The following is a 23,418-nucleotide window of genomic DNA, read 5'->3' on the forward strand; positions in this document are numbered from 1 at the left end:
GCTGCCGGCCACGTCCACGCTCCACTCGCCGTTTTCATCCACGGTGGTGGTGTACTCGGTGCCGTTGATGGTCATGGTGACCTGATCGTTTGCGGCGATGTCGCCGCCGCTCGCGCTGCCGGTGACCGGGATGGTCTCGCCCGCTTCTTGCGCGTTGATCACGTCATCGTTGGTGATGTCGTTCACGCTGACCGTGCCGGCCTCGGCGCTAGTATCAACCTCAGCTTGATCACTCCCCGGCTCGGAGGTGTTGCCGGAGGTGTCGGTAATGGTGGCTTCTACGGTTAACGTTTCTCCGTCTGCAGGAGTGTCTGGCAGTGTGATAGTGACGGTGCCGTCTATGATATCTTGCTCGGTAATCGTCGAGGTTTGACCATTTATGGTTAATACATCGCCCGGATTAGCACCGGTATCGGACAGATCGATCAATACCTGGATCCCATCACCAAGCTCTTGCCCTCTGATAATGCCATCGTTGTTAGCATCATTAACAATGGTCACGCCAGGGATTCCGGGAGCGGTGGTGTCAATCGCAAGCCCCGCTCCTCCTTCTGCATCGCTACCAATCGCCCCGTCGTTGGTTGCAAGCGAATCAGTATCAAATCCTGAGCTTGCAATGGTCTCGCTTCCATCACGCTCAACATTGACATAACTCCATGAGCCACTGCCGGCTGCAGCGTCACCACCAGCGGCGGTCGCTTGGTCATCTTCAATGGTGATCTCGCCTTCACCATCAAGGATTTGTTGCTGAATCTCGGCTATTTCATCTTGAACATCTTGCGGCAATCCATCGAGCACGGCGCCGGGCTGCTCTCCCTGAGCCTCAACGGCGAGTAACGTTCCGTCGCTAAGTACAATAACAGCCTCACTGTTATCTGGCAGAACCAGCTCGGTTCCAGGCGGAAAGGACGTGCCTTCGGTCACTGTCATTGGCGTGCCATTGACAAGCAGTACACCATTTCCTTGGATACTTTCGACGTTTACATTGCGAGAGAGCGAGATTGATTTCATAGCCGGGACTCTTTATCCATAAAAAATGTGAGGTGCATTCAAAGTCTATCACTTGCATTATCTAAGGAATTAGACTTCTTCGAAAGCAATTTTACGCCGAAATGTGCACTTTGTACGGCTCAACATTGAGACAATACGTAATTATAGATCGGTGTTTGAAACGGCGCCAAACTATACCCATAGACCATGCACTTAAAGTATGCACTTAAAGTATGCACTTGAAGTATGCGCTTAAATATCACTATTGACGGTATTGAGTGTTTTATCTCTTAGTCACATCGCTGCATGACGGTTGAACTGGCTTTTTCGATGAAGTTCTGGATGTAATCATCTCTTTGTCCCTCGCGTACACCCAAATGGATCGACTTATGAATACCTTGTTGCCCTATACGAAGGATATGAAGGTTTAGTCGTTGTTGGTACTCTTTTGCCAGCCATTTGGGGAGTGCCGCGATCCCGCGCTCAGCGGCAACCATTTGCAGCATGATATCGGTTGTTTCTATGGTTTTGTGTTTGCGCGGTGCACAGTGCGCCGGCGCCAAAAACTGGCTAAAAACATCTAAACGCGATTGATCAACAGGGTAGGTAATCAGCACTTCCTGTGTTACTTGCTCAGGATCAACATGGTCAAACGCCGCGAGTCCACTTCGGCCGCTCGCCACCAGCACCTGTTCGTAATCAAACACGGATACGTATTCGATGCCTGGTTTAAGTAGGGGATCGGGGGTGACAAGTACATCAATCTCATGGCCAAACAATGCACCTAAACCACCGAATTGGAACTTTTGTTTGACGTCAACATCCACATCCGGCCATTGGTGCAAGAAAGGCTCAACCACCTTAAGCAGCCACTGATAGCAGGGGTGACATTCCATGCCGATGCGCAATGTACCGCGCTGACCTTGAGCAAACTGTTTGAGCTGTTGTTCGGCATGCTCAAACTGCGGAAGCATACGCTCAGAAAGAGTCAGCAAGTACTCACCAGCCTGAGTGAAATGCAATTGTCTACCTGACTTTTTCCACAGACTAACGCCTATCTGACTTTCTAATTTTTTCATCGCATGGCTAATGGCAGATTGGGTGAGATGAAGCGTCTCTGCCGCCGCGGTCAGTGATCCCTGCTCTTTTATTGCACGCAAAATATGAAGGTGGTGACGTTCTAACATGTCCATTCCATGACTAAAATTCATTGATTGATGAAATAATGCCATTTTAGTTCATAACGAGAAACCCCTATGCTGAACTCAACTCAAAGGAGGACGTATAGATGGCTAAAACTCATAATCTCGGTTTTCCCCGCATAGGGGCACAGCGCGAACTAAAATTTGCACTCGAACGTTACTGGCGTGGTGAATCATCACTGCAAGATTTGACCAATACGGCGGCGGATCTACGCCGTACTCATTGGCACCAACAAGGTAAGCTCGATACAGTGCCAGCGGGTGATTTTTCCTTTTACGACCATGTGCTTGATACCAGCTTTTTAGTCGGCAATGTCCCTGACCGTGTGGCTGATCATCAAGATAACACCCTGGATAACTACTTCCGCGTTGCTCGCGGCCGCTCGGCAAACGATAGTGCTTGCCAGTGCGTGCATGCCGGTGAAATGACCAAATGGTTCGATACCAATTATCACTACATCGTGCCAGAATTTACCGCGCAAACAACGTTTAGTCTTCATGCTGAAAATCTATTGACGCAAATAGAAGAAGCCAAAATAACCGGTATAAACACCAAGCCAGTTTTAGTCGGCCCCGTGACTTACCTTTGGCTGGGCAAAGAAAAAGATGCATCGAACAAACTGGATCTGCTCGATAGGCTCTTACCCGTGTATCAAACCTTACTGAGCAAGCTGGCAGAAAAAGGCGTTGAGTGGATCCAAATCGATGAACCGATCTTGGTCACGGAGCTCGCGCCTGAATGGCAGACGGCGCTAAAAACCGCGTATCGTGCATTAAGCCAAACCAAGGTCAAGTTATTGCTGGCGAGCTACTTCGGCGAGCAAGCTGAAAATCGTCCATTGGCGCAATCGTTGCCCGTTGACGGCTGGCACCTAGATGCTATTCGTGGCCGAGGGGATGTGGATGCATACCGTGAAGCGCTTAGCGATCAACACGTCCTATCTCTGGGTATAATCAACGGTCGTAATGTTTGGAAAACTAACCTTGATGCCACGTTAGAATGGCTCGAACCGATTCATCAATCTTTGGGGGATCGCCTCTGGCTCGCGCCGTCTTGCTCTTTGCTTCATGTGCCGGTCGATTTGGCGAGCGAACAAAAGCTCGACCCTGAGGTAAAAAACTGGCTCGCCTTTGCGTATCAAAAACTCGAGGAGCTGGATGTACTCGCGCGCGCCCTTAATCACGGCCGTCAAACCGTTCAGCCCGCGCTGGACAATAACCGTGAGGCAATAGAAAGCCGTCAGCAATCACCACGCGTACACAACCCTAAGGTGCAAGCCGCATTAGCAGCAATTACACCACAATTAAGGACACGGCAGCGTCCGTTTGCCGAGCGCATTCGCTTGCAACACGAGCAGCTCAACCTGCCACGCTTCCCGACCACTACCATTGGCTCATTCCCGCAGACGAGCACCATTCGCCAAACGCGCTTGCAATACAAGAAGGGCGACATTGACACTGCCACCTATCAAGACATTATGCGCAAAGAGATTGCCCATGCGGTGGAAAAGCAAGAAGCGTTAGGGCTCGATGTCTTGGTTCACGGTGAAGCTGAGCGTAACGATATGGTGGAGTACTTTGGCGAACAGCTGGATGGGTATGTGTTCAGTCAGTTTGGCTGGGTGCAATCGTATGGCTCTCGCTGCGTAAAACCGCCGATTTTGTTTGGTGATATCGAACGTCCGAAAGCGATGACGGTGGAATGGACGCAGTACGCACAATCTCTCACCGATAAGCCGCTAAAAGGCATGCTTACCGGGCCGGTGACGATTCTTAATTGGTCATTTGTCCGCGATGATCAGCCACGATCACAGACCTGTAACCAACTGGCGCTGGCGATCCGCCAAGAAGTGCAGGATCTTGAGAAAGCTGGCACTCAAATCATTCAAATAGATGAAGCGGCGCTGCGTGAAGGTTTACCTTTGCGTCGCAGTGAGTGGCAAAATTACCTCGATTGGGCAATCAACGCGTTTAAAATTGCCGCCAACGGTGTGAGTGACGAGACGCAAATCCATACCCATATGTGTTATTCCGAGTTTAACGATATCATCGCATCCATCGCGGATATGGACGCCGACGTGATCACCATAGAGACCTCGCGCTCGGATATGGAACTGTTGGACGCATTTGATCACTTTGACTATCCCAATGACATTGGCCCTGGCGTGTATGACATTCACTCCCCCAATACGCCAAGCCAAGCGCAAATTGTTGGGTTAATGGAAAAAGCCGCCGCCCGTATTCCTGCAGAAAGATTGTGGGTGAACCCAGATTGCGGCCTAAAAACGCGCCAATGGGATGAGGTGATCCCGGCATTAGAAAACATGGTTGCAGCGGCGAAAGCGCTTCGTCAGTGACGCTGCATCAGTGATACTGCRTCAGTAGCGCGAAGATCAAAACATCGTCAAACAAAAAAACGCGCCACGGATTGCTCCGGTGGCGCGTTTTTTATATAAAGAAAAGGGAGCCTGAGCTCCCTTTTCTCCAGAATCTTAGCGACGGATGCCTAGACGCTTGATAACGTCCAAGTAACGGTCAACACTGTTCTTTTTCAGGTAGTCCAGCAGCTTACGACGACGTGAAACCATGCGTAGCAGGCCACGGCGGCTGTGGTGGTCACCTTTGTGCTCAGCGAAGTGCGATTGCAGATCGTTGATTGATGCGGTCAAAAGGGCGATTTGAACTTCCGGTGAACCCGTGTCGTTCTCGGTTTTGCCAAAATCAGCAACGATTTGTGCTTTTGCTTCTGCAGTCAGAGACATAATGCTCTCCTAATAAGAGTGTGTGATTATCATGCACCAGCCAATCTCTGATTCAGCCGGTGCCCGAAGGCGCGTATTCTACTGACTTTCGTCTAAGGTAGCAATCTATCCACGCCGCTTTTCCTGTAAAAACACGCGCCGAAGCGTCGGTTTTTTAGCGCGCTTCAGGCTGGCGACTGGCCACCAAACGACGCGGGGCGACCAAACCATCGGCGTCGATTTCTCCCACACCAATGAAGTGACGCTCATCGCCTGCAGTTAAGCGAACAAAACCACTCGTAGGTGCATTGGGCACTTGAACCGCTTGCCCTTGCAATGCATAGCTGGCCATCACCGGCAGCAAGTTAATTTCACGTAGATCTTGCACCGCGGTATCGAGGGGCAGCAACAAAGGATCGAGCAGCTGCTTGGGCTGGATCTCTTGCTCTCTGGCTTCATTCAACAAGCTTTCCAGTTGCTCAAGCGTCACCATCTGGCGCGTTGGGTAGGCTGATACGCCAGTACGACGTAAGGCCGTCACATGCGCGCCACAGCCCAACATTTCACCCAGATCATCGACGATAGTGCGAATATAAGTGCCCTTAGAGCAATGCACTTCCATTTCAATCTCATCACCTTCAAAGCGCAGCAATTCAATCTGATACACCTTGATGGTACGCGCTTCACGTGGCACCTCGATACCTTGACGCGCATATTCATACAAAGGCTTACCTTGGTATTTCAGCGCCGAGAACATAGAAGGAATTTGCTGGGTTTCACCACGAAACTTAGCAATACAACGCTCGAGTAAGCCTAGGTTAACTTTCACGTCTCGGGTTTCTACCACGTCGCCATCGGCGTCAGAGGTGTTCGTGCGCTCACCCAGCTTTGCGACCACGCGATAACGCTTATCAGAGTCGAGCAAAAACTGGGAGAATTTGGTGGCTTCGCCCAGGCAAATAGGCAGCATACCGGTTGCGAGCGGATCAAGCGCACCTGTATGGCCTGCTTTTTCGGCAAAAAAGATACGTTTTACTTTTTGTAAGGCATCATTAGAGGTCATGCCCGTGGGCTTATCGAGCAGGATAATCCCATCAACGGGGCGACCTCGACGACGTTGACGACGCGCCATCTGTTACTCCTCACCTTTGTCATCTTCACCACGGCGCTCATCATCGCTGCGCACCGCTTTGCTTACCAAGTTGGAAATTCGAATTCCCTCAGTGAGTGACTCATCAAAAACAAACGTCAGCTCAGGGGTCACACGCAAACGAATCGCCTTGCCAACCAATGAACGAATGTAGCCACTGGCTTCGTTCAGCGCCTTTAGGCTCTCGGTAGGGGCTTGCTCGTCAACGGTTAAAAACGTGACGAAAACCTTCGCGTACGCCAAATCACGTGAAATCTGAACATCAGAGACAGTGACCATACCAATGCGCGGATCTTTAATCTCGCGCTGCAGTATCAGTGCAATTTCTTTTTGCAGCTGATGGGCGACGCGGTCTGTGCGGCTAAAATCTTTACCCATTTTCTTTTCTCTCAATAAAATGGGGGTAAGCGCATGCGCCTCCCCCCACGGTGTATCCAAACAACCTGGTTGATTTATACGCTTAATCAGTCGATTGAGCGCTGAATTTCAACCGTTTCATAGACTTCAATCTGGTCACCAACGCGAACGTCATTGTAGTTCTTCACGCCGATACCACACTCGTAGCCTTTTTTCACTTCGTTCACATCATCTTTGAAGCGACGCAGTGATTCTAGCTCACCCTCGTAGATAACCACGTTTTCACGTAGTACACGGATTGGGTTGTTACGCTTAATCACACCTTCAGAAACCTGACACCCGGCAATGGCGCCCAGTTTCGGTGATTTGAAGACATCGCGTACTTCTGCCAGACCGATGATTTCTTGTTTGAACTCAGGCGCGAGCATACCGCTCATCGCTTGTTTCACTTCATCAATCATGGTGTAGATGACAGAGTAGTAGCGCAGATCCAAGCTTTCATTTTCAATGGTCTTGCGTGCTGCGGCATCGGCACGCACGTTAAAGCCACAAATGATCGCATTGGATGCAGCGGCCAAGACAGCGTCAGTTTCAGTGATACCACCGACACCTGAGCCGACAATCTTCACCTTCACTTCGTCTGTTGACAGTTTCACCAGTGAATCTGCAATCGCTTCGACAGAACCTTGTACGTCCGCCTTGAGCACGATATTCAGCTCAGCCACTTCACCTTCAGCCATGTTCGAGAACATGTTCTCCAGTTTGGCTTTTTGCTGACGCGCCAGTTTCACGTCACGGAACTTGCCTTGACGATACAGCGCCACTTCACGGGCTTTCTTCTCGTCACGCACAACCGTGGCTTCGTCACCGGCTGCTGGCACACCAGACAAGCCGAGGATCTCAACCGGAATCGACGGCCCCGCATGCTCTACATCTTGGCCATTCTCATCACGCATCGCACGGACACGGCCATATTCCAAGCCACACAGAACGATATCACCTTTGTTCAAGGTACCTTCTTGAACCAGTACTGTCGCGACAGGACCGCGGCCTTTATCAAGACGTGATTCAACTACCACACCGCGCGCCATGCCTTGCTCAACCGCTTTCAGTTCAAGCACTTCTGATTGCAGCAAGATAGACTCAAGCAGGCCATCAATGTTCTGGCCTTGTTTCGCCGACACATGCACGAAGATGTTTTCACCACCCCATTCTTCTGGGATAACGTCATACTGTGCGAGTTCGTTTTTCACGCTGTCAGGGTTAGCGCCTTCTTTATCCATCTTGTTGACGGCCACAATCAAAGGCACACCGGCCGCTTTCGCGTGCTGGATAGCTTCTTTGGTTTGTGGCATCACGCCATCATCAGCGGCAACTACCAAGACAACGATATCCGTTGCACCCGCACCACGTGCACGCATCGCGGTAAACGCGGCGTGTCCAGGGGTATCTAAGAAGGTGATCATGCCATTGTCGGTTTGTACGTGATACGCACCGATATGCTGGGTAATACCGCCCGCTTCGCCCGTCGCAACGTGCGCTTTACGGATGTAGTCAAGCAGCGAGGTTTTACCGTGGTCAACGTGACCCATGATAGTTACCACCGGCGCACGTGGTGCGACGGGTGCATCGCTATCACGATCCGAGAGTACAGCCTCTTCCAGCTCGTTCTCTTTACGTAGGATAACCTTGTGGCCCATTTCTTCCGCCACTAGTTGCGCGGTTTCTTGGTCGATCACTTGGTTAATCGTCGCCATCGCACCCATTTTCATCATGGTTTTGATAACTTCGGCGCCTTTAACAGCCATCTTGTTGGCCAGCTCCGCTACGGTGATGGTTTCGCCGATTTCAACTTCACGGTTTACTTTCTGCGCTGGCTTTTTAAAGCCATGCTGCATCGATGATGGCTTAGCCATGCGGCCTTTGCCTTTCCCACCTTTGCCACGACGGCCACGAGTGGTTTTATCTTCGGCTGCATTGGCCTTTTTCTTTTTCTTACGACGTGGCGCCGCGCTTTCTTCGCGACGATCCGCCTCGTCTTCTGCCTCACGGGCGTACTCGGAAGTGACTGTATGGTGATCAGCCGCCTCCATGGTATTGAGTGCTTTGTCTTGATCTGACCAGCGTTCTTGGTTTGCTTCTGCCATTTTGCGTGCCTCTTCTAACTGCCGCTGACTTTCTTCTTCAGCTTTACGCTTGGCTTCCTCTTCCTGGCGACGCTTAAGTTCATCAGCTTCTTTCTTCGCTTGCGCATCAGCAGTTTGAGCTGCAGCAGTATCCGCTGCGTTTTCTGTAGACTGCTCAGTTTTCGGTTGCGCTTGCGGCTTGGCTTCACGCTTAGCTTTTTCTTCGGCTTCGCGTTTGGCTTTCTCTTCTGCTTCACGTTTGGCTTTTTCTTCCGCCTCACGCTTGGCTTTCTCTTCTGCTTCGCGTTTCGCTTGCTCTTCCGCTTCTAGACGCGCTTTTTCTTCGGCTTCACGTTTCGCTTGCTCTTCCGCTTCTTGCGCTGTCTTTTGCTCTTCAAGCTCGCTACGCTTCACATAGGTACGCTTCTTACGCACCTCAACTTGGACATCTTTGTTCTTTCCGCCAGCCCCTGACACGCTCAGTGTGCTACGTTTCTTGCGCTGAAGCGTCAGACGCGTCGGAGCATTGCCGTTATCACCGTGCTCACGCTTTAAATGCGCGAGCAAAGCTTGTTTCTCATCTTGGCTTACCTGATCGTCAGCCGACTTTTGCATACCAGCTTCTTTAAACTGCTTCAGCAGACGATCGACTGGCGTATCAATTTCCTTCGCCAGCGTATGTACTGTAACCTCTGACATTCTGCTCCTCCTTTGCCGTCTTTACGCTTCGTCGCTGAACCAGCAGATATTACGTGCGGCCATAATTAGCTCGCCCGCACTGGTTTCGTCTAATCCGTCAATATCTAACAGATCGTCAGTGCCTTGATCAGCCAGATCTTCCAAGGTCTTCACGCCCTTCGCGGCCAGCTTGAAAGCCATTTCACGAGAAAGACCATCGAGAGCCAGTAAATCTTCGGCAGGTTCAACGTCTCCCAGCGACTCTTCTTGTGCCAGCGCTATGGTGGTCAACGCTTCTTTGGCACGTGCGCGCAAAATCTCGACGGTGTCTTCGTCTAGACCATCGATTTCGAGCATTTCGCTGGTTGGCACATAGGCCACTTCTTCAAGGGTGGTAAACCCTTCTTCTACCAAGGTTTCGGCAAAGTCTTCGTCAATATCGAGGTATTTCACAAACAACTCGACGGAGGCTTGCGCTTCTTCTTGGTGCTTTTTCTGTAGATCTTCAACTGTCATCACGTTCAGTTCCCAACCGGTTAGTTGAGACGCCAAACGAACGTTTTGACCATTACGGCCAATGGCTTGCGCCAAGTTATCCGCCGCGACAGCGATATCCATGGAGTGCGTGTCTTCATCGACGATGATAGAGGCTACGTCGGCCGGTGCCATGGCATTGATCACAAATTGTGCAGGGTTATCGTCCCAAAGCACGATGTCAATGCGCTCGCCACCTAGCTCGGTCGATACGGCTTGCACACGTGCACCACGCATACCTACACAGGCGCCAACAGGGTCAATACGCTTGTCGTTGGTTTTAACCGCAATTTTCGCCCGCGACGCTGGATCACGCGCCGCGCCCATCAGCTCAATCATTTCTTCGCCAATTTCTGGCACTTCAATGCGGAATAGCTCGCTGAGCATTTCCGGCTTTGAGCGGGTCATAAACAGCTGGAAACCGCGCGCCTCTGGACGGACGGCATACAGCAAGCCACGTACACGGTCGCCTGGACGGAAGTTTTCACGAGGCAGCTGATCGTCGCGCTGGATAGCCGCTTCCGCGTTGTTACCCAAATCAACGATGATCACATCGCGGTTCACCTTCTTAACCACACCGGTTACCAGCTCACCTTCGTTGTCCATGAACTGCTCAACCACTTGTGCACGCTCGGCTTCACGGACTTTTTGTACGATCACTTGTTTGGCGGTTTGGGTGGTAATACGGTCAAAGGCAACAGATTCAATCTGATCTTCAACGTAACCGCCCAACTCTAGGGTCTCGTCTTCGTATTGTGCCGCTTCTAACGTAATTTCACGCGTCGGCTGGGTGACTTCATCAACCACGAGCCAACGGCGGAATGTATCGAATTCACCGGACTTGCGATCAATGGCGATACGTACATCAATGTCGGCTTCGTACTTCTTTTTAGTTGCCGTTGCCAGTGCGGTTTCTAGTGCCTCAAAAATACGCTCACGGGGAACGGCTTTTTCGTTTGAGACCGCTTCGACAACAGCCAAGATTTCTTTATTCATCTACTAATGCCTCATTTACTCTTAAAATGAAGGAACCAGGTTTGCTTTGGCGATATTACTCAAGGCAAACGCCTCATCTTGGCCGTCAACGCGAACCGTGATGGTATCGCCATCGACAGAAAGAATTTCTCCTTTCCACTTACGGCGGTTTTGCATAGCCATTTTCAGCACGATGTTCACTTCATGCCCGATGAATTGCTGATAATGATCAGCGGTGAACAGTGGACGGTCAACCCCAGGTGATGACACCTCAAGGTTATAAGCCACTGTGATTGGGTCTTCTACATCCAACACGGCACTGACCTGACGGCTCACGTCGGCACAATCGTCGACGGTAATGCCATTTTCATGGTCAATAAAAATACGCAATGTTGAATGCTGGCCAGCTCGAACAAATTCAAGCCCAACCAACTCATAGTCCAACGCCTCAACCGGCGCGGCCAAAAGTTCAGTCAGTTGTTTCTCTAATCCTGTCATTCCAAACCCCAGAAATAAAAAAAGGGCTTAAAAGCCCAGTTACTATCCGAATGGTCTTCTTCAGATAACAAAAAACCCCGAAGATCGGGGTTTAATGTAACTGGACCCTGATGCCATGCTATCAACATAAGTCGCTAGCATAGCCGTTATCGCTGGTGTCGGAATCATCTCAGCAATAACGAGAGAGTAACTCTCTACACAAAGGCTTATTGGTCCGCTTTGTGCTGCCCCCGAGGGCAAAAAGGCTAGCACATGGCTAGCCCGGTCAGCGTGGCTTTGACAAGAAACGCTGACGCGTTATTCAGTTTAGCCGTTATTTAAACAACAAACTTAAACTTGGTTGCGGGAAGCGGATTTTATCGCGCCATGAAACGGCGCCGACCGGAGGTCGTGTTGATTAACTCAACCTGATATGTCGCTTCACCAACCTAAAATTGGTTGCGGGAGACGGATTTGAACCGCCGACCTTCGGGTTATGAGCCCGACGAGCTACCAAACTGCTCCATCCCGCTTCCGATTGCGATTATTATATCGCTTTTTGCAACAAAGGTGCAAGCTAATGCCCTTTTTGAACTTGGTGCCGAGAGCGGGACTTGAACCCGCACGCCTATAAGGCACTACCCCCTCAAGATAGCGTGTCTACCAATTCCACCACCTCGGCTCAATTTTTACTGAGGGATCTCACTGTTATCAACAGGGATTTCGTCCTCTTTTGGCGTCGCTTGCTGTTGTGTAGCAGGCTCGCTTAAATCTTCAAAACCGCCTTTTGCTTCAGGTTTGTGTGCAGTGAGGTTACCCAGCACCAAACTTAACGCAAAGAATGCAATTGCAAAACCGGTTGTCATTCGGGTTAAAAAGTTTCCAGAGCCGCCAGAGCCAAATACTGTATTTGATGCTCCAGCCCCGAACGAGGCTCCCATATCTGCGCCTTTACCTTGCTGAACCAGAACCAGGCCAATTACACCGATTGCGGCCAACAGATAAATCACAAGTAGAATTTCGTACATGGTTCCACCTATGCTCCAGGTTGTTGAGCCGGCAGTGTTACTTCTCAGCCAGCGCAGCCCCCTTCGTTGGGAGCGGGTGAATACTAGCGAAAGCGCGGTGACGAAACAAGAGGAAATTGCAAAAAACCTTGATTTCGACGCCGTTTGCGCAATCTATGACCACCCGCTCGACGGTTATCAACAATTCGCCTTCACAGCCTCTGCGATTTCAAGCGCATAAGCGTGAACCTTGTCGGTATCCGGTCCCTCAACCATCACTCGAATCAAAGGTTCTGTCCCGGATTTACGTAACAGTACACGCCCTTGCTCGCCCAGCTTTTGCTCGACATTGGCTTTCGCTGCCAGCACCGGCTCGCTTTGTAACGGGTCAACCGTGCCACTAAAACGGACGTTCTCTAATACCTGAGGCAACAAGGTCATCCCGTCACTCAACGCTTTTAGATCCATGCCCGTGGCGGCAACACTGGCCAGGACCTGCAATGCCGCCACAATGCCGTCTCCGGTGGTGACTTTATCCAAGACAATCACATGGCCTGAATTTTCCGCACCAATTCGCCACCCTTTCTCTTGCAGCAGCTCCATCACATAACGGTCGCCCACTTTGGCGCGTGCAAACGGAATACCGAGAGACTGAAGTGCAAGCTCCATCCCCATGTTGGTCATCAATGTACCAACCACGCCGCCTTTTAATTCACCACGACGAAGGCTCTCGCGGGCGATAATATATGCAATCTGGTCGCCGTCGACTTTATTGCCAAGGTGATCCACCATGATGACGCGGTCTCCATCCCCGTCAAAAGCAATGCCTAAATCGGCTTTTTGCTCGAGGACGTGTTTTTGTAACGCACGGACGTCCGTGGCTCCCACCTCATCGTTAATATTGGTGCCGTTAGGGGCACAGCCAATGGTGGTCACCTCCGCACCCAGCTCACGAAATACCGAAGGCGCAATGTGATAGGTGGCACCATGGGCGCAATCGAGCACAATTTTTAACCCACTCAGGCTCAACGCGCTGGGGAAGGTGCCTTTACAGAATTCGATGTAACGCCCGGCCGCGTCGTTAATGCGGCTGGCTTTACCTAACTCCGCCGACTCGACACAAGTCAGTGTTTTTTCTAGCTCAGCTTCAATCGCTAACTCAACCTCATCAGCCAGTTTCGTGCCCTCGGAGGAGAAAAACTTAATCCCGTTATCGTAATGCGGGTTATGCGAGGCCGAAATCACAATCCCGGCTTCCGCGCGGAACGTTTGGGTTAAGTAAGCAATCGCAGGTGTCGGCATAGGGCCGGTAAAGGCCGCTTCCAATCCCGCCGCAGACAGCCCTGACTCGAGCGCCGACTCTAACATATAACCAGAAATACGCGTGTCTTTACCAATCAGTACCTTACGCGTGCCTTGTTGCGACAATACGCGACCTGCGGCCCAGCCAAGCTTTAGCATAAATTCCGGCGTAATGGGAAATTCGCCCACCTTGCCGCGCACACCATCGGTGCCAAAATACTTACGCTCTGTCATTATTTTTCTTCTCCTAGTTCATTTTTACGCGCGCTGTCATGGCGACCACCTTGAGCGCATCAGCGGTTTCTTTCACATCATGGACGCGAATGATCTGTGCGCCTTTCGCCGCGGCTAAGGTGGCACAGGCAAGGCTTCCGCCCAGAATATCCTGCGGCGTTTTATCTAACATTTTATAAATCATTGACTTGCGTGACATGCCTGCTAATACAGGTAATCCAAAGTCATGAAAAGCATCGAGGTCAGCAAGAAGCTGATAGTTATGCGCCAACGTCTTACCAAAACCAAAGCCAGGATCCAGAATGATATTCTGTCGATGGATCCCCGCCTCAGTGCAGGCGTCGATACGTGCCGCTAAAAACGTTTTCACCTCACCAACGACATCTTGGTAGTCAGGGGCCGCTTGCATTGTTCGTGGCTGTCCTTGCATGTGCATGATGCACACAGGCACTTGCAGATCCGCTGCCGCTTCCAACGCCCCAGGCGCTTGTAATGCGCGCACATCATTAATGAGATTGGCACCCGCATTGACTGCGGCACGCATGACGGCTGCTTTACTGGTATCAATTGAAATCCAACAATCAGATTGCTCACGAATCGCTTCAATGACGGGAACAACACGATCAATCTCGTCTTGCTCATCGACATCGGCCGCACCTGGTCGCGTCGACTCGCCACCAATATCGAGAATGGTGGCGCCGTCTGCGAGCATCTGCATCGCACGTTCGACCGCTTTATCACAGTGCTGAAATTGGCCGCCATCGGAAAAGGAATCTGGCGTGACGTTTAAGACCCCCATGATGACGGGGCGGGTCAGAGAGAGTGTGAGGTTATTGTGTGTTATTTGCATGCGTTTTTCCGAGCACGATCAAAAAAACCCCGACGTATCGGGGTTTGTATTCATGGGTATTTACGCTTCAGACTGGTTTTCTGAATCAAGCGGTTTTTGCTTTTTGTCGTCAGATGATTCGTCAGACGCGATCGCTTTCGAGGCATCCGGCTTGCTTGGAGTATCATCAGAAGATGACCCCCCATCGCCACCTTCCCAGCCAGCAGGCTCTCGTACATCACGGCGAGCCATCAAGTCATCGATCTGCGCCGCATCAATGGTTTCGTACTTCATCAAGGCATCTTTCATCGCGTGCATGATATCCAGGTTTTCTTCCAAGATTTGCTTGGCGCGATCGTAGTTGCGATCGATGATGCCACGGATCTCCGCGTCAATAAGTCGAGCCGTTTCATCGGAGATGTGCTTGGTCTGTGCCATAGAGCGGCCTAGGAAGACTTCACCTTCTTCTTCTGCATAAAGCAGTGGACCCAGCTTCTCTGAGAAGCCCCATTGCGTCACCATCTTGCGGGCAATATCGGTCGCGCGCTCGATGTCGTTCGATGCCCCTGTCGAGACTTTTTCCTTGCCGTAGATCAGCTCTTCTGCCAAACGGCCGCCGTACAGGCTCGAAATCATCGAGTCGAGATGCTGGCGCGACATGCTGATCCTGTCTTGCTCAGGCAAGTACATGGTCACACCCAATGCACGCCCACGCGGGATAATGGAGACCTTGTAAACCGGGTCATGTTCTGGCACCAAGCGACCAACAATGGCGTGACCCGCTTCGTGATACGCCGTTGACTCTTTGGTTTCTTCCGACATCACCATTGAACGGCGCTCTGCACCCATCATGATTTTGTCTTTCGCCAGTTCAAATTCGACCATCGACACTACACGCTTGTTACCACGCGCAGAGAACAATGCCGCTTCGTTAACCAGGTTAGCCAAGTCAGCGCCTGAGAAGCCTGGCGTACCACGCGCAATCAGTGAGGCATCGACATCATTACCGAGTGGCACTTTGCGCATATGCACTTTGAGAATATGCTCACGGCCACGCACATCTGGCAAGCTCACCACCACTTGACGGTCAAAACGACCAGGACGCAATAGCGCAGGGTCCAATACGTCTGGACGGTTGGTCGCCGCAATGACGATAACGCCTTCATTGCCCTCAAAGCCATCCATTTCGACCAACATCTGGTTCAAGGTCTGCTCACGCTCGTCGTGACCACCACCAAGCCCAGCGCCACGCTGACGACCGACGGCGTCGATTTCATCGATAAAGATGATACACGGCGAGGCTTTCTTTGCCTGTTCGAACATGTCACGGACACGTGATGCGCCCACACCCACGAACATTTCCACAAAGTCAGAGCCAGAAATGGTAAAGAACGGCACTTTCGCTTCGCCTGCAATGGCCTTCGCCAGCAAGGTTTTACCGGTACCTGGAGGGCCGACCATCAATACGCCGGTTGGGATTTTGCCGCCTAGTTTTTGGAAACGGCTTGGATCGCGCAGGTAATCCACCAGCTCTTTCACGTCTTCTTTCGCTTCATCGCAGCCTGCGACGTCAGTGAAGGTGGTCTTAACCTGCTCTTCACTCATCATTTTGGCTTTCGATTTACCAAACGACATGGCACCTTTGCCGCCACCGCCTTGCATCTGGCGCATGAAGAAAATCCATACCCCGATAAGCAGTAGCATTGGGAACCAAGAAATGAAGATCGATGCCAACATGCTTGGCTCTTCAGGTGGCGTCCCTTTCACGCGAACGTTTTTATTAAGCAAATCATCCAACAACTTTGGATCATTCATCACAGGCATAAAGGTGACATAGCGTGAGCCGTCACGTCGGGTGACACTCAGCTCACGATCGTCAAATTTTACTTCCTGTATTTGATCGTTGCCGATTTCGCGTACGAAAGAGGTATAGTCGACTTGACGACCGGCGCTGTCTCCTGGTCCAAAGCTTTGGAACACAGACATTAAGACAACGGCGATAACCAGCCACAGAATCAAGTTTTTTGCCATGTCACTCAAGGTGTTAGCCTCGCATAACTGAGATAGATAAATGTAAGGGTACTACAGTTTATAACCTGTAGCCACAATGTAGACTTCTCGCGACCTTGCACGGGATGAGTCGGGTTTTCGAATTTTGACCGCTGTAAACATTTTACGCACCTCGGCCAAATACTGATCAAAGCCTTCGCCCTGAAAAACTTTTACCACGAAGCTGCCTTTCGGCCCCAGCACTTCACGGCACATTTCTAATGCCAATTCGACCAAATACATCGCTTTGGGTTGATCGGCCGCCTGATTACCGCTCATGTTTGGCGCCATGTCAGACATCACCACATCAACTTGGTTGGGTTGAATGCGCTCGAGCAAGGTATCGAGTACCGCTTGTTCGCGAAAGTCCCCTTGCAGAAAGCTAACACCTGGCATGGAATCCATCGGTAAGATATCGCAAGCAATCACTTGCCCGTCGTCACCGACTTGTGTCGCGGCATATTGTGACCAACCTCCGGGGGCAGCGCCCAGATCCACTACCGTCATTCCCGGTTTCAAGATGCGATCTTTTTGCTGAATCTCTTCTAGCTTAAAAATCGCTCGAGACCGATACCCTTTCTTCTGCGCTTCATGAACGTATTTGTCGTCGAAGTGTTCTTTCAACCAGCGTCCTGAGCTGGCAGAGTGTTTTTTATTCGCCATGTTGTTCCTACTACGCCCACCCATCGCACCACATTCATATAAAATTCAGACAATTGTGTGCGTTAGCTTATTCTCAAAGACAGACTCACTCTCACCCAGCAGACCAAGTACTTGCCATCCGCCCACTTTCTAGTGTTTCAGTTTGTGGTGAGATGGCGTTAGAAWGGCATGTTTTCAACCCCTAGCAAATAGAAATCGAGCCAACATGAAACTCAGCACCAAACAAAAACAGTATCTCAAAGGACTGGCTCACCCCCTTAAGCCTGTCGTCTTAATGGGCGCCAATGGTTTAACTGAAGCCGTGGTCGCTGAAATTGAGCTTGCACTTGACCACCACGAGCTGATTAAAGTGAAAGTCGCTTCAGAAGACCGTGAGACCAAAAACCTGATTGTCGAGGCCATTCTTCGGGAAACCGGCGCCGAAAAAGTGCAGGTGATCGGTAAAACCTTGGTGATTTATCGCCAAAGCGAAGATCGCAAAATTGAATTACCACGCAAATAGTCACGTGCGTGATCAGTCTGTGCTATCGCATAACAAAAAGGCCGCATTGCGGCCTTTTTACTGTGTCAGCATCGGAGAAGGGTTACATTCAGTAACACTTTTCTATACGTAATCGACGCTATCGAGTTCGAACTCTTTGACGCCACCCGGGGTAGTGATGCTCACTTCTTCCCCTTCTTCTTTTCCAATCAGGCCACGGGCGATGGGAGAATTCACCGAAATTAAATTCGCTTTGATGTCGGCTTCATCATCACCCACGATCCGATAGGTCACTTCTTCGTCCGTATTCACGTCAATCAAGGTGACCGTCGCGCCAAAAATCACTTTGCCATTATTCGGCATTTTAGTGACATCAATCACCTGTGCCACCGACAGCTTGTACTCGATGTCACGGATTTGCGCCTCACAAATACCCTGCTCTTCACGAGCCGCATGATATTCTGCATTTTCTTTTAAGTCACCGAGTTCACGCGCCTCTGCAATGGCGTTGGAGATCTCAGGGCGACGCTTGATCAACTTGTCCAGCTCTTCTCGTAGCAGCTGCTCACCGCGTACGGTCATTGGCACTTTATCCATAAATGACATTACCTCTTTCAATCCACAGCAAAGGGATTTTGGCAAAACAAAGCCACGCCCAAATAAAATATCTGGGCGCGGCGGAATTCAACGCTTTTTTTAGATTGTAAACAAGAATTCGCGCAAAATCATCTCTTATCCGGCGATAGCGTGAGCCATCCATCTGCGATCCACTTTGCGGCTATCCACTTTATCATCAGCCCAACGAGTGGGTTGTCCGCCCCGAACCGCTTGTCTTCAAGGCTAGACAGGGTAGGATGGCATGCATGCGCAAATAAAAAGGCTTTTATCATGCTTTCCGCTCTTTTTCGCCATCTCGCTCTGATGACGATTTTCCTGGTGCCGTTTGCGTCGGCGTCGGCGGCGTCGTTAACGCTGGCACAACTGACACCGTTGCTGCCTAAAGGCAGCCAAGTCGCGCTATGGGTGAGTGATGCGGAGCAAAATCACCCCCAGATCAGTGAGCAAGCCGATGCGCTGCTGCCCCCAGCCAGTACACAAAAGCTTCTCACCGGACTCGCCGCTCGGCTTTATTTACCCAGCACCTTCCGTTTTTCCACCCGATTGGTGCAAAGTGGTGATGACATCGCCCTTATTTTTAATGGTGATCCGTTACTGACTCGAAAAGATATTCGTCAACTGCTGAGTCAATTACCCCGTCGCGGTCTCGATACCATTAATAATCTCTATCTGGATGGACACGCGTTTGCTGGTCGCACCCGTGCGCCTGGCTGGCCATGGGATATTTTAGCGGTCTGCTACAGTGCGCCTTCCACGGCAATCACCCTCAATCACAACTGCGTGCAAGGGGCGATTTATAGCCAGCCTGATAGCAGGTTGACACGCGTACATGTCCCTGACCATCAGCCCGTTTCAATAGAGAACCAAGCGCGAGCGATAAGCGAGGACGAACAAGCTACCCGCCATTGCGGGCTCGATCTCACCGCGACAGCAAAAAACACCTATTATTTTTCTGGTTGCCTCCCGCATCGGGCGCGTCCGCTGCCACTCAACTTTGCCGTACAAACGCCATCGATTTACGTCAAAGCCATTGTGGCCGATGAGCTCGCGCGCCTGAATGTGCGCGTGAAAGGCGATATTCGCGTGGCGCGGGCACCCAGTCAGTCACGCGAGCTGGCTCGTCACCAGTCAGCGCCCCTTACCTCCCTGCTCACCACGATGCTGCGCGACTCTGACAACCTCATTGCCGACAATCTTCTCAAAGCCTTGGGACGCCGCTACTTTCAGCAGCCTGGCTCGTATCGCAATGGCGTTGCAGCGGTGAAGGCGATATTACAGGAGGCTGGGATTGACCTATCACAGGCCGTGCTGGTCGATGGTTCAGGGCTGTCTCGTAATAACCGTCTCAGCGCCCGCCAACTGGCGCAGGTGATGCATTATATCACCACGCATCCGACACTGGGCATGACTCAAATGCTCCCCACTGCCGGCGTGGACGGTACCCTCAAGTATCGCCAGAGCATTCGTCATGCGCCCATAAAAGGACGTTTAAAGGCCAAAAGTGGCTCGCTGTATGGCAGCTTTAATTTAGCTGGGATGCTAGAAGATGATGCAGGAAAACAGCACATCGTAGTGCAACTTGTCAGTCATTATCATCCCGAGGAAGACGCGCAGCCGGAGAATGTTCCCTCGCCGATTACTCAGTTTGAGCGTGAGTTTTATATGGCGCTAATCCGCGGTCAGTTACGGCCGCCACTGGCCCAATCTCACTGAATAAAAAAAGCCCGCCAAGGTGGCGGGCTGATACGCGTTGACAGTCGTACCGTTATGATTTGGTCTGCACCCGTGCATGCAAAGATTGCACAGGGTTGACCTTGCTCATGTCCGCCGCTGTTAGCGCCATACACGTGGCGAAGGCGGCGTTCAGCGTAGTGGTGTAATTCACCTTGGCTGCGAGCGCGCCGCGACGCAAGACTTTTGAATCTTCAATCGCTTGGCGTCCTTCCGTGGTGTTGACAATGTAGCTGTACTCACCATTTTTGATGCGATCAAGAATGTGTGGTCGCCCTTCATGCACCTTGTTGACCAAACGCGGATTGATACCCGCCTCACCAAGGATCACCGCGGTGCCATGGGTCGCGTCGAGCTCAAAGCCAAGCTTGAGTAACTTCGCTGCTAAATCCACCACGCGCTGTTTGTCATTATTGCGCACCGATAACAAGGCCCGTCCGCCCTCGCTGTAGGCTTTACCGCAGGCGAGGTCTGCTTTTGCAAAGGCTTCGGCAAAGGTATCCCCCACGCCCATCACCTCACCGGTCGAACGCATTTCAGGGCCCAGCAATGGATCAACCCCTGGGAATTTGTTGAACGGTAGCACCACCTCTTTCACCGAGTAATAAGGCGGGATCACCTCTTTGACAAACCCTTGCTCAGCCAGGGAGCGGCCTGCCATGACGCGCGCAGCGATTTTCGCCAGAGGAACACCCGTCGCTTTAGAGACAAATGGCACCGTTCGAGCAGCGCGCGGGTTGACCTCGATGAGATAGATTTCATCATCCTTCACCGCAAATTGCGTATTGACCAATCCATTCACGCCTAGCTCCAACGCTAGCTTGCGCACCTGTTCACGCATGCGATCTTGGATATCGTCACTTAACGTATACGCGGGCAGCGAGCAGGCGGAGTCACCAGAGTGCACGCCAGCTTGCTCGATGTGCTCCATGATGCCGCCAATCACTGCCGTTTCACCATCGCACACCGCATCAATGTCCACTTCCGTCGCATCATCCAAGAAATGGTCCAGCAGCACGGGAGATTCGTGCGAGACACTCACTGCCTCATTAAAGTAGCGGCGCAGGTCGGTCTCATCATAGACAATTTCCATCGCCCGTCCGCCCAATACGTAAGACGGACGCACCACCAACGGATAACCAATTTCTTTGGCTTTCTCCACCGCTTGCTCCAGTGCAGTGACTGTCGCGTTGGCAGGTTGTTTGAGGCCAAGGCGCTGTACGGCATCTTGGAAACGCTCACGGTCTTCGGCACGGTCAATCGCATCTGGGCTGGTACCAATAATCGGCACACCCGCCGCTTCTAAGTCACGGGCCAGTTTAAGTGGCGTTTGCCCACCGTACTGAACAATCACGCCCTCTGGTTTTTCAACGTTCACTATCGCCAGCACATCTTCTAGGGTGATGGGTTCAAAGTACAAACGGTCAGAGGTGTCATAGTCGGTAGAAACGGTTTCTGGGTTACAGTTAACCATGATGGTTTCAAAACCGTCTTCACGCAGGGCCAATGACGCGTGGACACAGCAGTAATCAAACTCGATCCCTTGCCCAATTCGGTTTGGCCCACCGCCAATAACCATGATTTTCTTCTTATCTGTCGGCTGTGACTCACACTCTTCATCGTAGGTGGAATACATATAGGCCGTATCCGACGAGAACTCAGCAGCGCAGGTGTCGACACGCTTATAGACAGGATAAATCTGAAATTTGTCCCGCAGCTTGCGCACTTCGATTTCTGAAACGCCCAACAAGGCGGCCAAACGCGCATCGGAAAAGCCTTTACGCTTTAACTGACGCAATGCGGCTTTATTAAGCCCCGCAAAGCCCTGCTCACGCACTTGCTGCTCATGCTTGACGATGTCTTCGATTTGCACCAAGAACCAACGGTCGATATTGGTCAGGTTAAACACCCCATCAACCGACATCCCTGCGCGGAAAGCATCGGCAATATACCAAATCCGCTCTGCGCCTGGCTCTTTGAGTTCATGGCGGATTTCGGTTAATGCCGTATCGTCATCCAGGTTTACCCTCTCGTCAAAGCCCGCCGCACCGACTTCTAAGCCGCGCAGTGCTTTTTGCAATGATTCTTGCTGGTTACGTCCAATCGCCATCACCTCACCCACTGACTTCATCTGGGTGGTTAAGCGATCGTTGGCACCGGCAAATTTTTCAAAGTTAAAGCGTGGGATTTTAGTCACGACATAATCAATGGTCGGCTCGAACGACGCGGGCGTGGCGCCACCGGTGATATCGTTCATCAACTCGTCAAGGGTAAAGCCCACCGCCAACTTGGCTGCCACTTTGGCAATCGGGAAGCCGGTTGCTTTTGACGCGAGCGCCGAAGAGCGTGATACCCGCGGGTTCATCTCGATGATCACCATACGGCCATTTTTGGGGTTAATACCAAATTGTACGTTCGACCCGCCGGTCTCAACGCCAATTTCGCGCAGCACTGCCAAGGATGCGTTGCGCATTAATTGGTATTCTTTATCCGTCAGGGTTTGTGCTGGCGCAACCGTGATAGAGTCGCCCGTGTGGACCCCCATGGCGTCGAAGTTTTCAATCGAGCAGACAATGATGCAGTTGTCGTTTTTATCCCGCACCACTTCCATTTCGTACTCTTTCCAGCCAATGAGGGACTCATCGATAAGCAGCTCATTGGTGGGAGATAAATCGAGACCGCGCTCGCAAATATCTTTAAACTCTTCTTGGTTGTAGGCGATGCCCCCGCCAGTGCCGCCCATGGTAAAGGAGGGGCGGATAATACAAGGAAAGCCCACTTCGTCGAGCACCTTGTGCGCCTCATCCATGCTGTGGGCGATACCCGCGCGTGGACACTCCAAACCAATGCTTTGCATCGCCTCATCGAAGCGATGACGGTCTTCGGCTTTATCAATCGCATCAGCAGTAGCGCCAATCATTTCCACGCCAAATTCGGCCAACACGCCATGGCGTTCAAGATCCAGGGCGCAGTTCAAACCTGTCTGACCACCCATGGTTGGCAGTACGGCGTCAGGGCGTTCTTTTTCGATGATGTGTTTCACCACCTGCCACTGGATAGGTTCAATGTAAGTGGCATCGGCCATCTCTGGGTCGGTCATGATAGTGGCTGGGTTGGAGTTCACCAGAATGACACGATACCCCTCTTCGCGCAGGGCTTTACACGCTTGCGCCCCGGAGTAGTCAAATTCGCAGGCTTGGCCAATGATGATAGGGCCTGCGCCCAGGATAAGAATGCTTTTTATGTCTGTGCGTTTTGGCATGCTCAACGACTC

Annotated in this window: 18 protein-coding genes and 2 tRNA genes; 3 read left to right on the forward strand and 17 right to left on the reverse strand. The window is 51.5% G+C overall.

Features of this window, described 5'->3' with window-relative positions; all coding sequences use genetic code 11:
- Both BZG13_RS11380 and BZG13_RS11385 read right to left on the reverse strand, forming a co-directional pair.
- A partial coding sequence (locus tag BZG13_RS11380) for an Ig-like domain-containing protein (protein WP_131825400.1) occupies positions 1–1,011 on the reverse strand: 1,011 nt, incomplete at its 3' end.
- A gap of 269 nt (positions 1,012–1,280) precedes the next feature.
- The gene (locus BZG13_RS11385; RefSeq protein WP_198935523.1) at positions 1,281–2,177 is read right to left on the reverse strand and encodes a LysR family transcriptional regulator; all 897 of its coding nucleotides are present in this window, start codon (positions 2,175–2,177) and stop codon (positions 1,281–1,283) included.
- Between the two features lie 101 nt (positions 2,178–2,278).
- On the opposite strand from BZG13_RS11385, the gene metE reads away from it, so the two are divergent.
- Positions 2,279–4,549, forward strand: a complete 2,271-nt coding sequence (metE, locus tag BZG13_RS11390; RefSeq protein WP_077486708.1) for a 5-methyltetrahydropteroyltriglutamate--homocysteine S-methyltransferase — start codon at positions 2,279–2,281, stop codon at positions 4,547–4,549.
- 135 nt (positions 4,550–4,684) lie between these two features.
- Here metE and rpsO read toward each other — a convergent pair whose 3' ends face one another.
- The 13 genes from rpsO to rlmE form a co-directional block, all read right to left on the reverse strand.
- Positions 4,685–4,954 (reverse strand): 30S ribosomal protein S15, encoded by a 270-nt coding sequence (rpsO, locus tag BZG13_RS11395; RefSeq protein ID WP_025673889.1) that lies wholly within the window; start codon positions 4,952–4,954, stop codon positions 4,685–4,687.
- Between the two features lie 154 nt (positions 4,955–5,108).
- Positions 5,109–6,065, reverse strand: coding sequence for a tRNA pseudouridine(55) synthase TruB (truB, locus tag BZG13_RS11400; protein ID WP_077486709.1), 957 nt, complete (start codon positions 6,063–6,065; stop codon positions 5,109–5,111).
- A 3-nt stretch (positions 6,066–6,068) separates the two neighbouring features.
- Positions 6,069–6,461, reverse strand: coding sequence for a 30S ribosome-binding factor RbfA (rbfA, locus tag BZG13_RS11405; protein WP_046075120.1), 393 nt, complete (start codon positions 6,459–6,461; stop codon positions 6,069–6,071).
- Between the two features lie 86 nt (positions 6,462–6,547).
- On the reverse strand, positions 6,548–9,265 hold the full coding sequence (gene infB / locus BZG13_RS11410) for a translation initiation factor IF-2 (protein ID WP_077458689.1): 2,718 nt from the start codon (positions 9,263–9,265) through the stop codon (positions 6,548–6,550).
- A gap of 21 nt (positions 9,266–9,286) precedes the next feature.
- Positions 9,287–10,774, reverse strand: a complete 1,488-nt coding sequence (gene nusA, locus BZG13_RS11415) for a transcription termination factor NusA (protein ID WP_069362135.1) — start codon at positions 10,772–10,774, stop codon at positions 9,287–9,289.
- A gap of 21 nt (positions 10,775–10,795) precedes the next feature.
- The gene (gene rimP / locus BZG13_RS11420; RefSeq protein ID WP_069362134.1) at positions 10,796–11,251 is read right to left on the reverse strand and encodes a ribosome maturation factor RimP; all 456 of its coding nucleotides are present in this window, start codon (positions 11,249–11,251) and stop codon (positions 10,796–10,798) included.
- Between the two features lie 435 nt (positions 11,252–11,686).
- Positions 11,687–11,763 (reverse strand) — tRNA-Met (locus BZG13_RS11425).
- A gap of 63 nt (positions 11,764–11,826) precedes the next feature.
- Positions 11,827–11,912, reverse strand: a tRNA-Leu gene (locus tag BZG13_RS11430).
- A 7-nt stretch (positions 11,913–11,919) separates the two neighbouring features.
- The gene (gene secG, locus BZG13_RS11435) at positions 11,920–12,258 is read right to left on the reverse strand and encodes a preprotein translocase subunit SecG (protein WP_069362133.1); all 339 of its coding nucleotides are present in this window, start codon (positions 12,256–12,258) and stop codon (positions 11,920–11,922) included.
- A gap of 177 nt (positions 12,259–12,435) precedes the next feature.
- Entirely contained in the window at positions 12,436–13,773 is a 1,338-nt protein-coding gene (gene glmM, locus BZG13_RS11440) for a phosphoglucosamine mutase (protein WP_077486710.1), read from the reverse strand.
- A gap of 13 nt (positions 13,774–13,786) precedes the next feature.
- Positions 13,787–14,623 carry a dihydropteroate synthase gene (gene folP, locus BZG13_RS11445; protein ID WP_158074894.1) on the reverse strand — a complete coding sequence of 279 codons (837 nt, stop codon included), beginning with the start codon at positions 14,621–14,623 and terminating at the stop codon, positions 13,787–13,789.
- Between the two features lie 60 nt (positions 14,624–14,683).
- Positions 14,684–16,633: an ATP-dependent zinc metalloprotease FtsH gene (ftsH, locus tag BZG13_RS11450; RefSeq protein WP_077486711.1), complete on the reverse strand. Its 1,950-nt coding sequence runs from the start codon at positions 16,631–16,633 to the stop codon at positions 14,684–14,686.
- A gap of 51 nt (positions 16,634–16,684) precedes the next feature.
- A complete protein-coding gene (gene rlmE / locus BZG13_RS11455; RefSeq protein ID WP_077486712.1) occupies positions 16,685–17,314 on the reverse strand; it encodes a 23S rRNA (uridine(2552)-2'-O)-methyltransferase RlmE in 630 nt (209 codons plus the stop codon).
- Positions 17,315–17,519: 205 nt separating this feature from the next.
- Here rlmE and yhbY point away from each other — a divergent pair, with 205 nt between their 5' ends.
- The gene (yhbY, locus tag BZG13_RS11460; protein WP_077486713.1) at positions 17,520–17,816 is read left to right on the forward strand and encodes a ribosome assembly RNA-binding protein YhbY; all 297 of its coding nucleotides are present in this window, start codon (positions 17,520–17,522) and stop codon (positions 17,814–17,816) included.
- Between the two features lie 102 nt (positions 17,817–17,918).
- Here the strand turns inward: yhbY and greA are convergent, their stop codons facing one another.
- A complete protein-coding gene (greA, locus tag BZG13_RS11465) occupies positions 17,919–18,392 on the reverse strand; it encodes a transcription elongation factor GreA (RefSeq protein ID WP_069362161.1) in 474 nt (157 codons plus the stop codon).
- 291 nt (positions 18,393–18,683) lie between these two features.
- On the opposite strand from greA, the gene dacB reads away from it, so the two are divergent.
- Positions 18,684–20,126, forward strand: coding sequence for a D-alanyl-D-alanine carboxypeptidase/D-alanyl-D-alanine endopeptidase (dacB, locus tag BZG13_RS11470; RefSeq protein WP_077486714.1), 1,443 nt, complete (start codon positions 18,684–18,686; stop codon positions 20,124–20,126).
- 52 nt (positions 20,127–20,178) lie between these two features.
- On the opposite strand, the gene carB is transcribed toward dacB, so the two are convergent.
- Positions 20,179–23,406, reverse strand: coding sequence for a carbamoyl-phosphate synthase large subunit (gene carB, locus BZG13_RS11475; RefSeq protein ID WP_077486715.1), 3,228 nt, complete (start codon positions 23,404–23,406; stop codon positions 20,179–20,181).
- Between the last annotated feature and the right edge of the window lie 12 nt (positions 23,407–23,418).

The sequence above is a fragment of the Salinivibrio sp. ML323 genome (genome assembly GCF_001995745.1).
GTDB lineage: Bacteria > Pseudomonadota > Gammaproteobacteria > Enterobacterales > Vibrionaceae > Salinivibrio > Salinivibrio kushneri.

Coding starts and splice junctions, on each gene's coding strand:
- BZG13_RS11385 (WP_198935523.1), bottom strand. CDS start 2,177: ATGTTAGAACGTCACCACCTTCATATTTTGCGTGCAATAAAAGAGCAG.
- metE (WP_077486708.1), top strand. CDS start 2,279: ATGGCTAAAACTCATAATCTCGGTTTTCCCCGCATAGGGGCACAGCGC.
- rpsO (WP_025673889.1), bottom strand. CDS start 4,954: ATGTCTCTGACTGCAGAAGCAAAAGCACAAATCGTTGCTGATTTTGGC.
- truB (WP_077486709.1), bottom strand. CDS start 6,065: ATGGCGCGTCGTCAACGTCGTCGAGGTCGCCCCGTTGATGGGATTATC.
- rbfA (WP_046075120.1), bottom strand. CDS start 6,461: ATGGGTAAAGATTTTAGCCGCACAGACCGCGTCGCCCATCAGCTGCAA.
- infB (WP_077458689.1), bottom strand. CDS start 9,265: ATGTCAGAGGTTACAGTACATACGCTGGCGAAGGAAATTGATACGCCA.
- nusA (WP_069362135.1), bottom strand. CDS start 10,774: ATGAATAAAGAAATCTTGGCTGTTGTCGAAGCGGTCTCAAACGAAAAA.
- rimP (WP_069362134.1), bottom strand. CDS start 11,251: ATGACAGGATTAGAGAAACAACTGACTGAACTTTTGGCCGCGCCGGTT.
- secG (WP_069362133.1), bottom strand. CDS start 12,258: ATGTACGAAATTCTACTTGTGATTTATCTGTTGGCCGCAATCGGTGTA.
- glmM (WP_077486710.1), bottom strand. CDS start 13,773: ATGACAGAGCGTAAGTATTTTGGCACCGATGGTGTGCGCGGCAAGGTG.
- folP (WP_158074894.1), bottom strand. CDS start 14,623: ATGCAAATAACACACAATAACCTCACACTCTCTCTGACCCGCCCCGTC.
- ftsH (WP_077486711.1), bottom strand. CDS start 16,633: ATGGCAAAAAACTTGATTCTGTGGCTGGTTATCGCCGTTGTCTTAATG.
- rlmE (WP_077486712.1), bottom strand. CDS start 17,314: ATGGCGAATAAAAAACACTCTGCCAGCTCAGGACGCTGGTTGAAAGAA.
- yhbY (WP_077486713.1), top strand. CDS start 17,520: ATGAAACTCAGCACCAAACAAAAACAGTATCTCAAAGGACTGGCTCAC.
- greA (WP_069362161.1), bottom strand. CDS start 18,392: ATGGATAAAGTGCCAATGACCGTACGCGGTGAGCAGCTGCTACGAGAA.
- dacB (WP_077486714.1), top strand. CDS start 18,684: ATGCTTTCCGCTCTTTTTCGCCATCTCGCTCTGATGACGATTTTCCTG.
- carB (WP_077486715.1), bottom strand. CDS start 23,406: ATGCCAAAACGCACAGACATAAAAAGCATTCTTATCCTGGGCGCAGGC.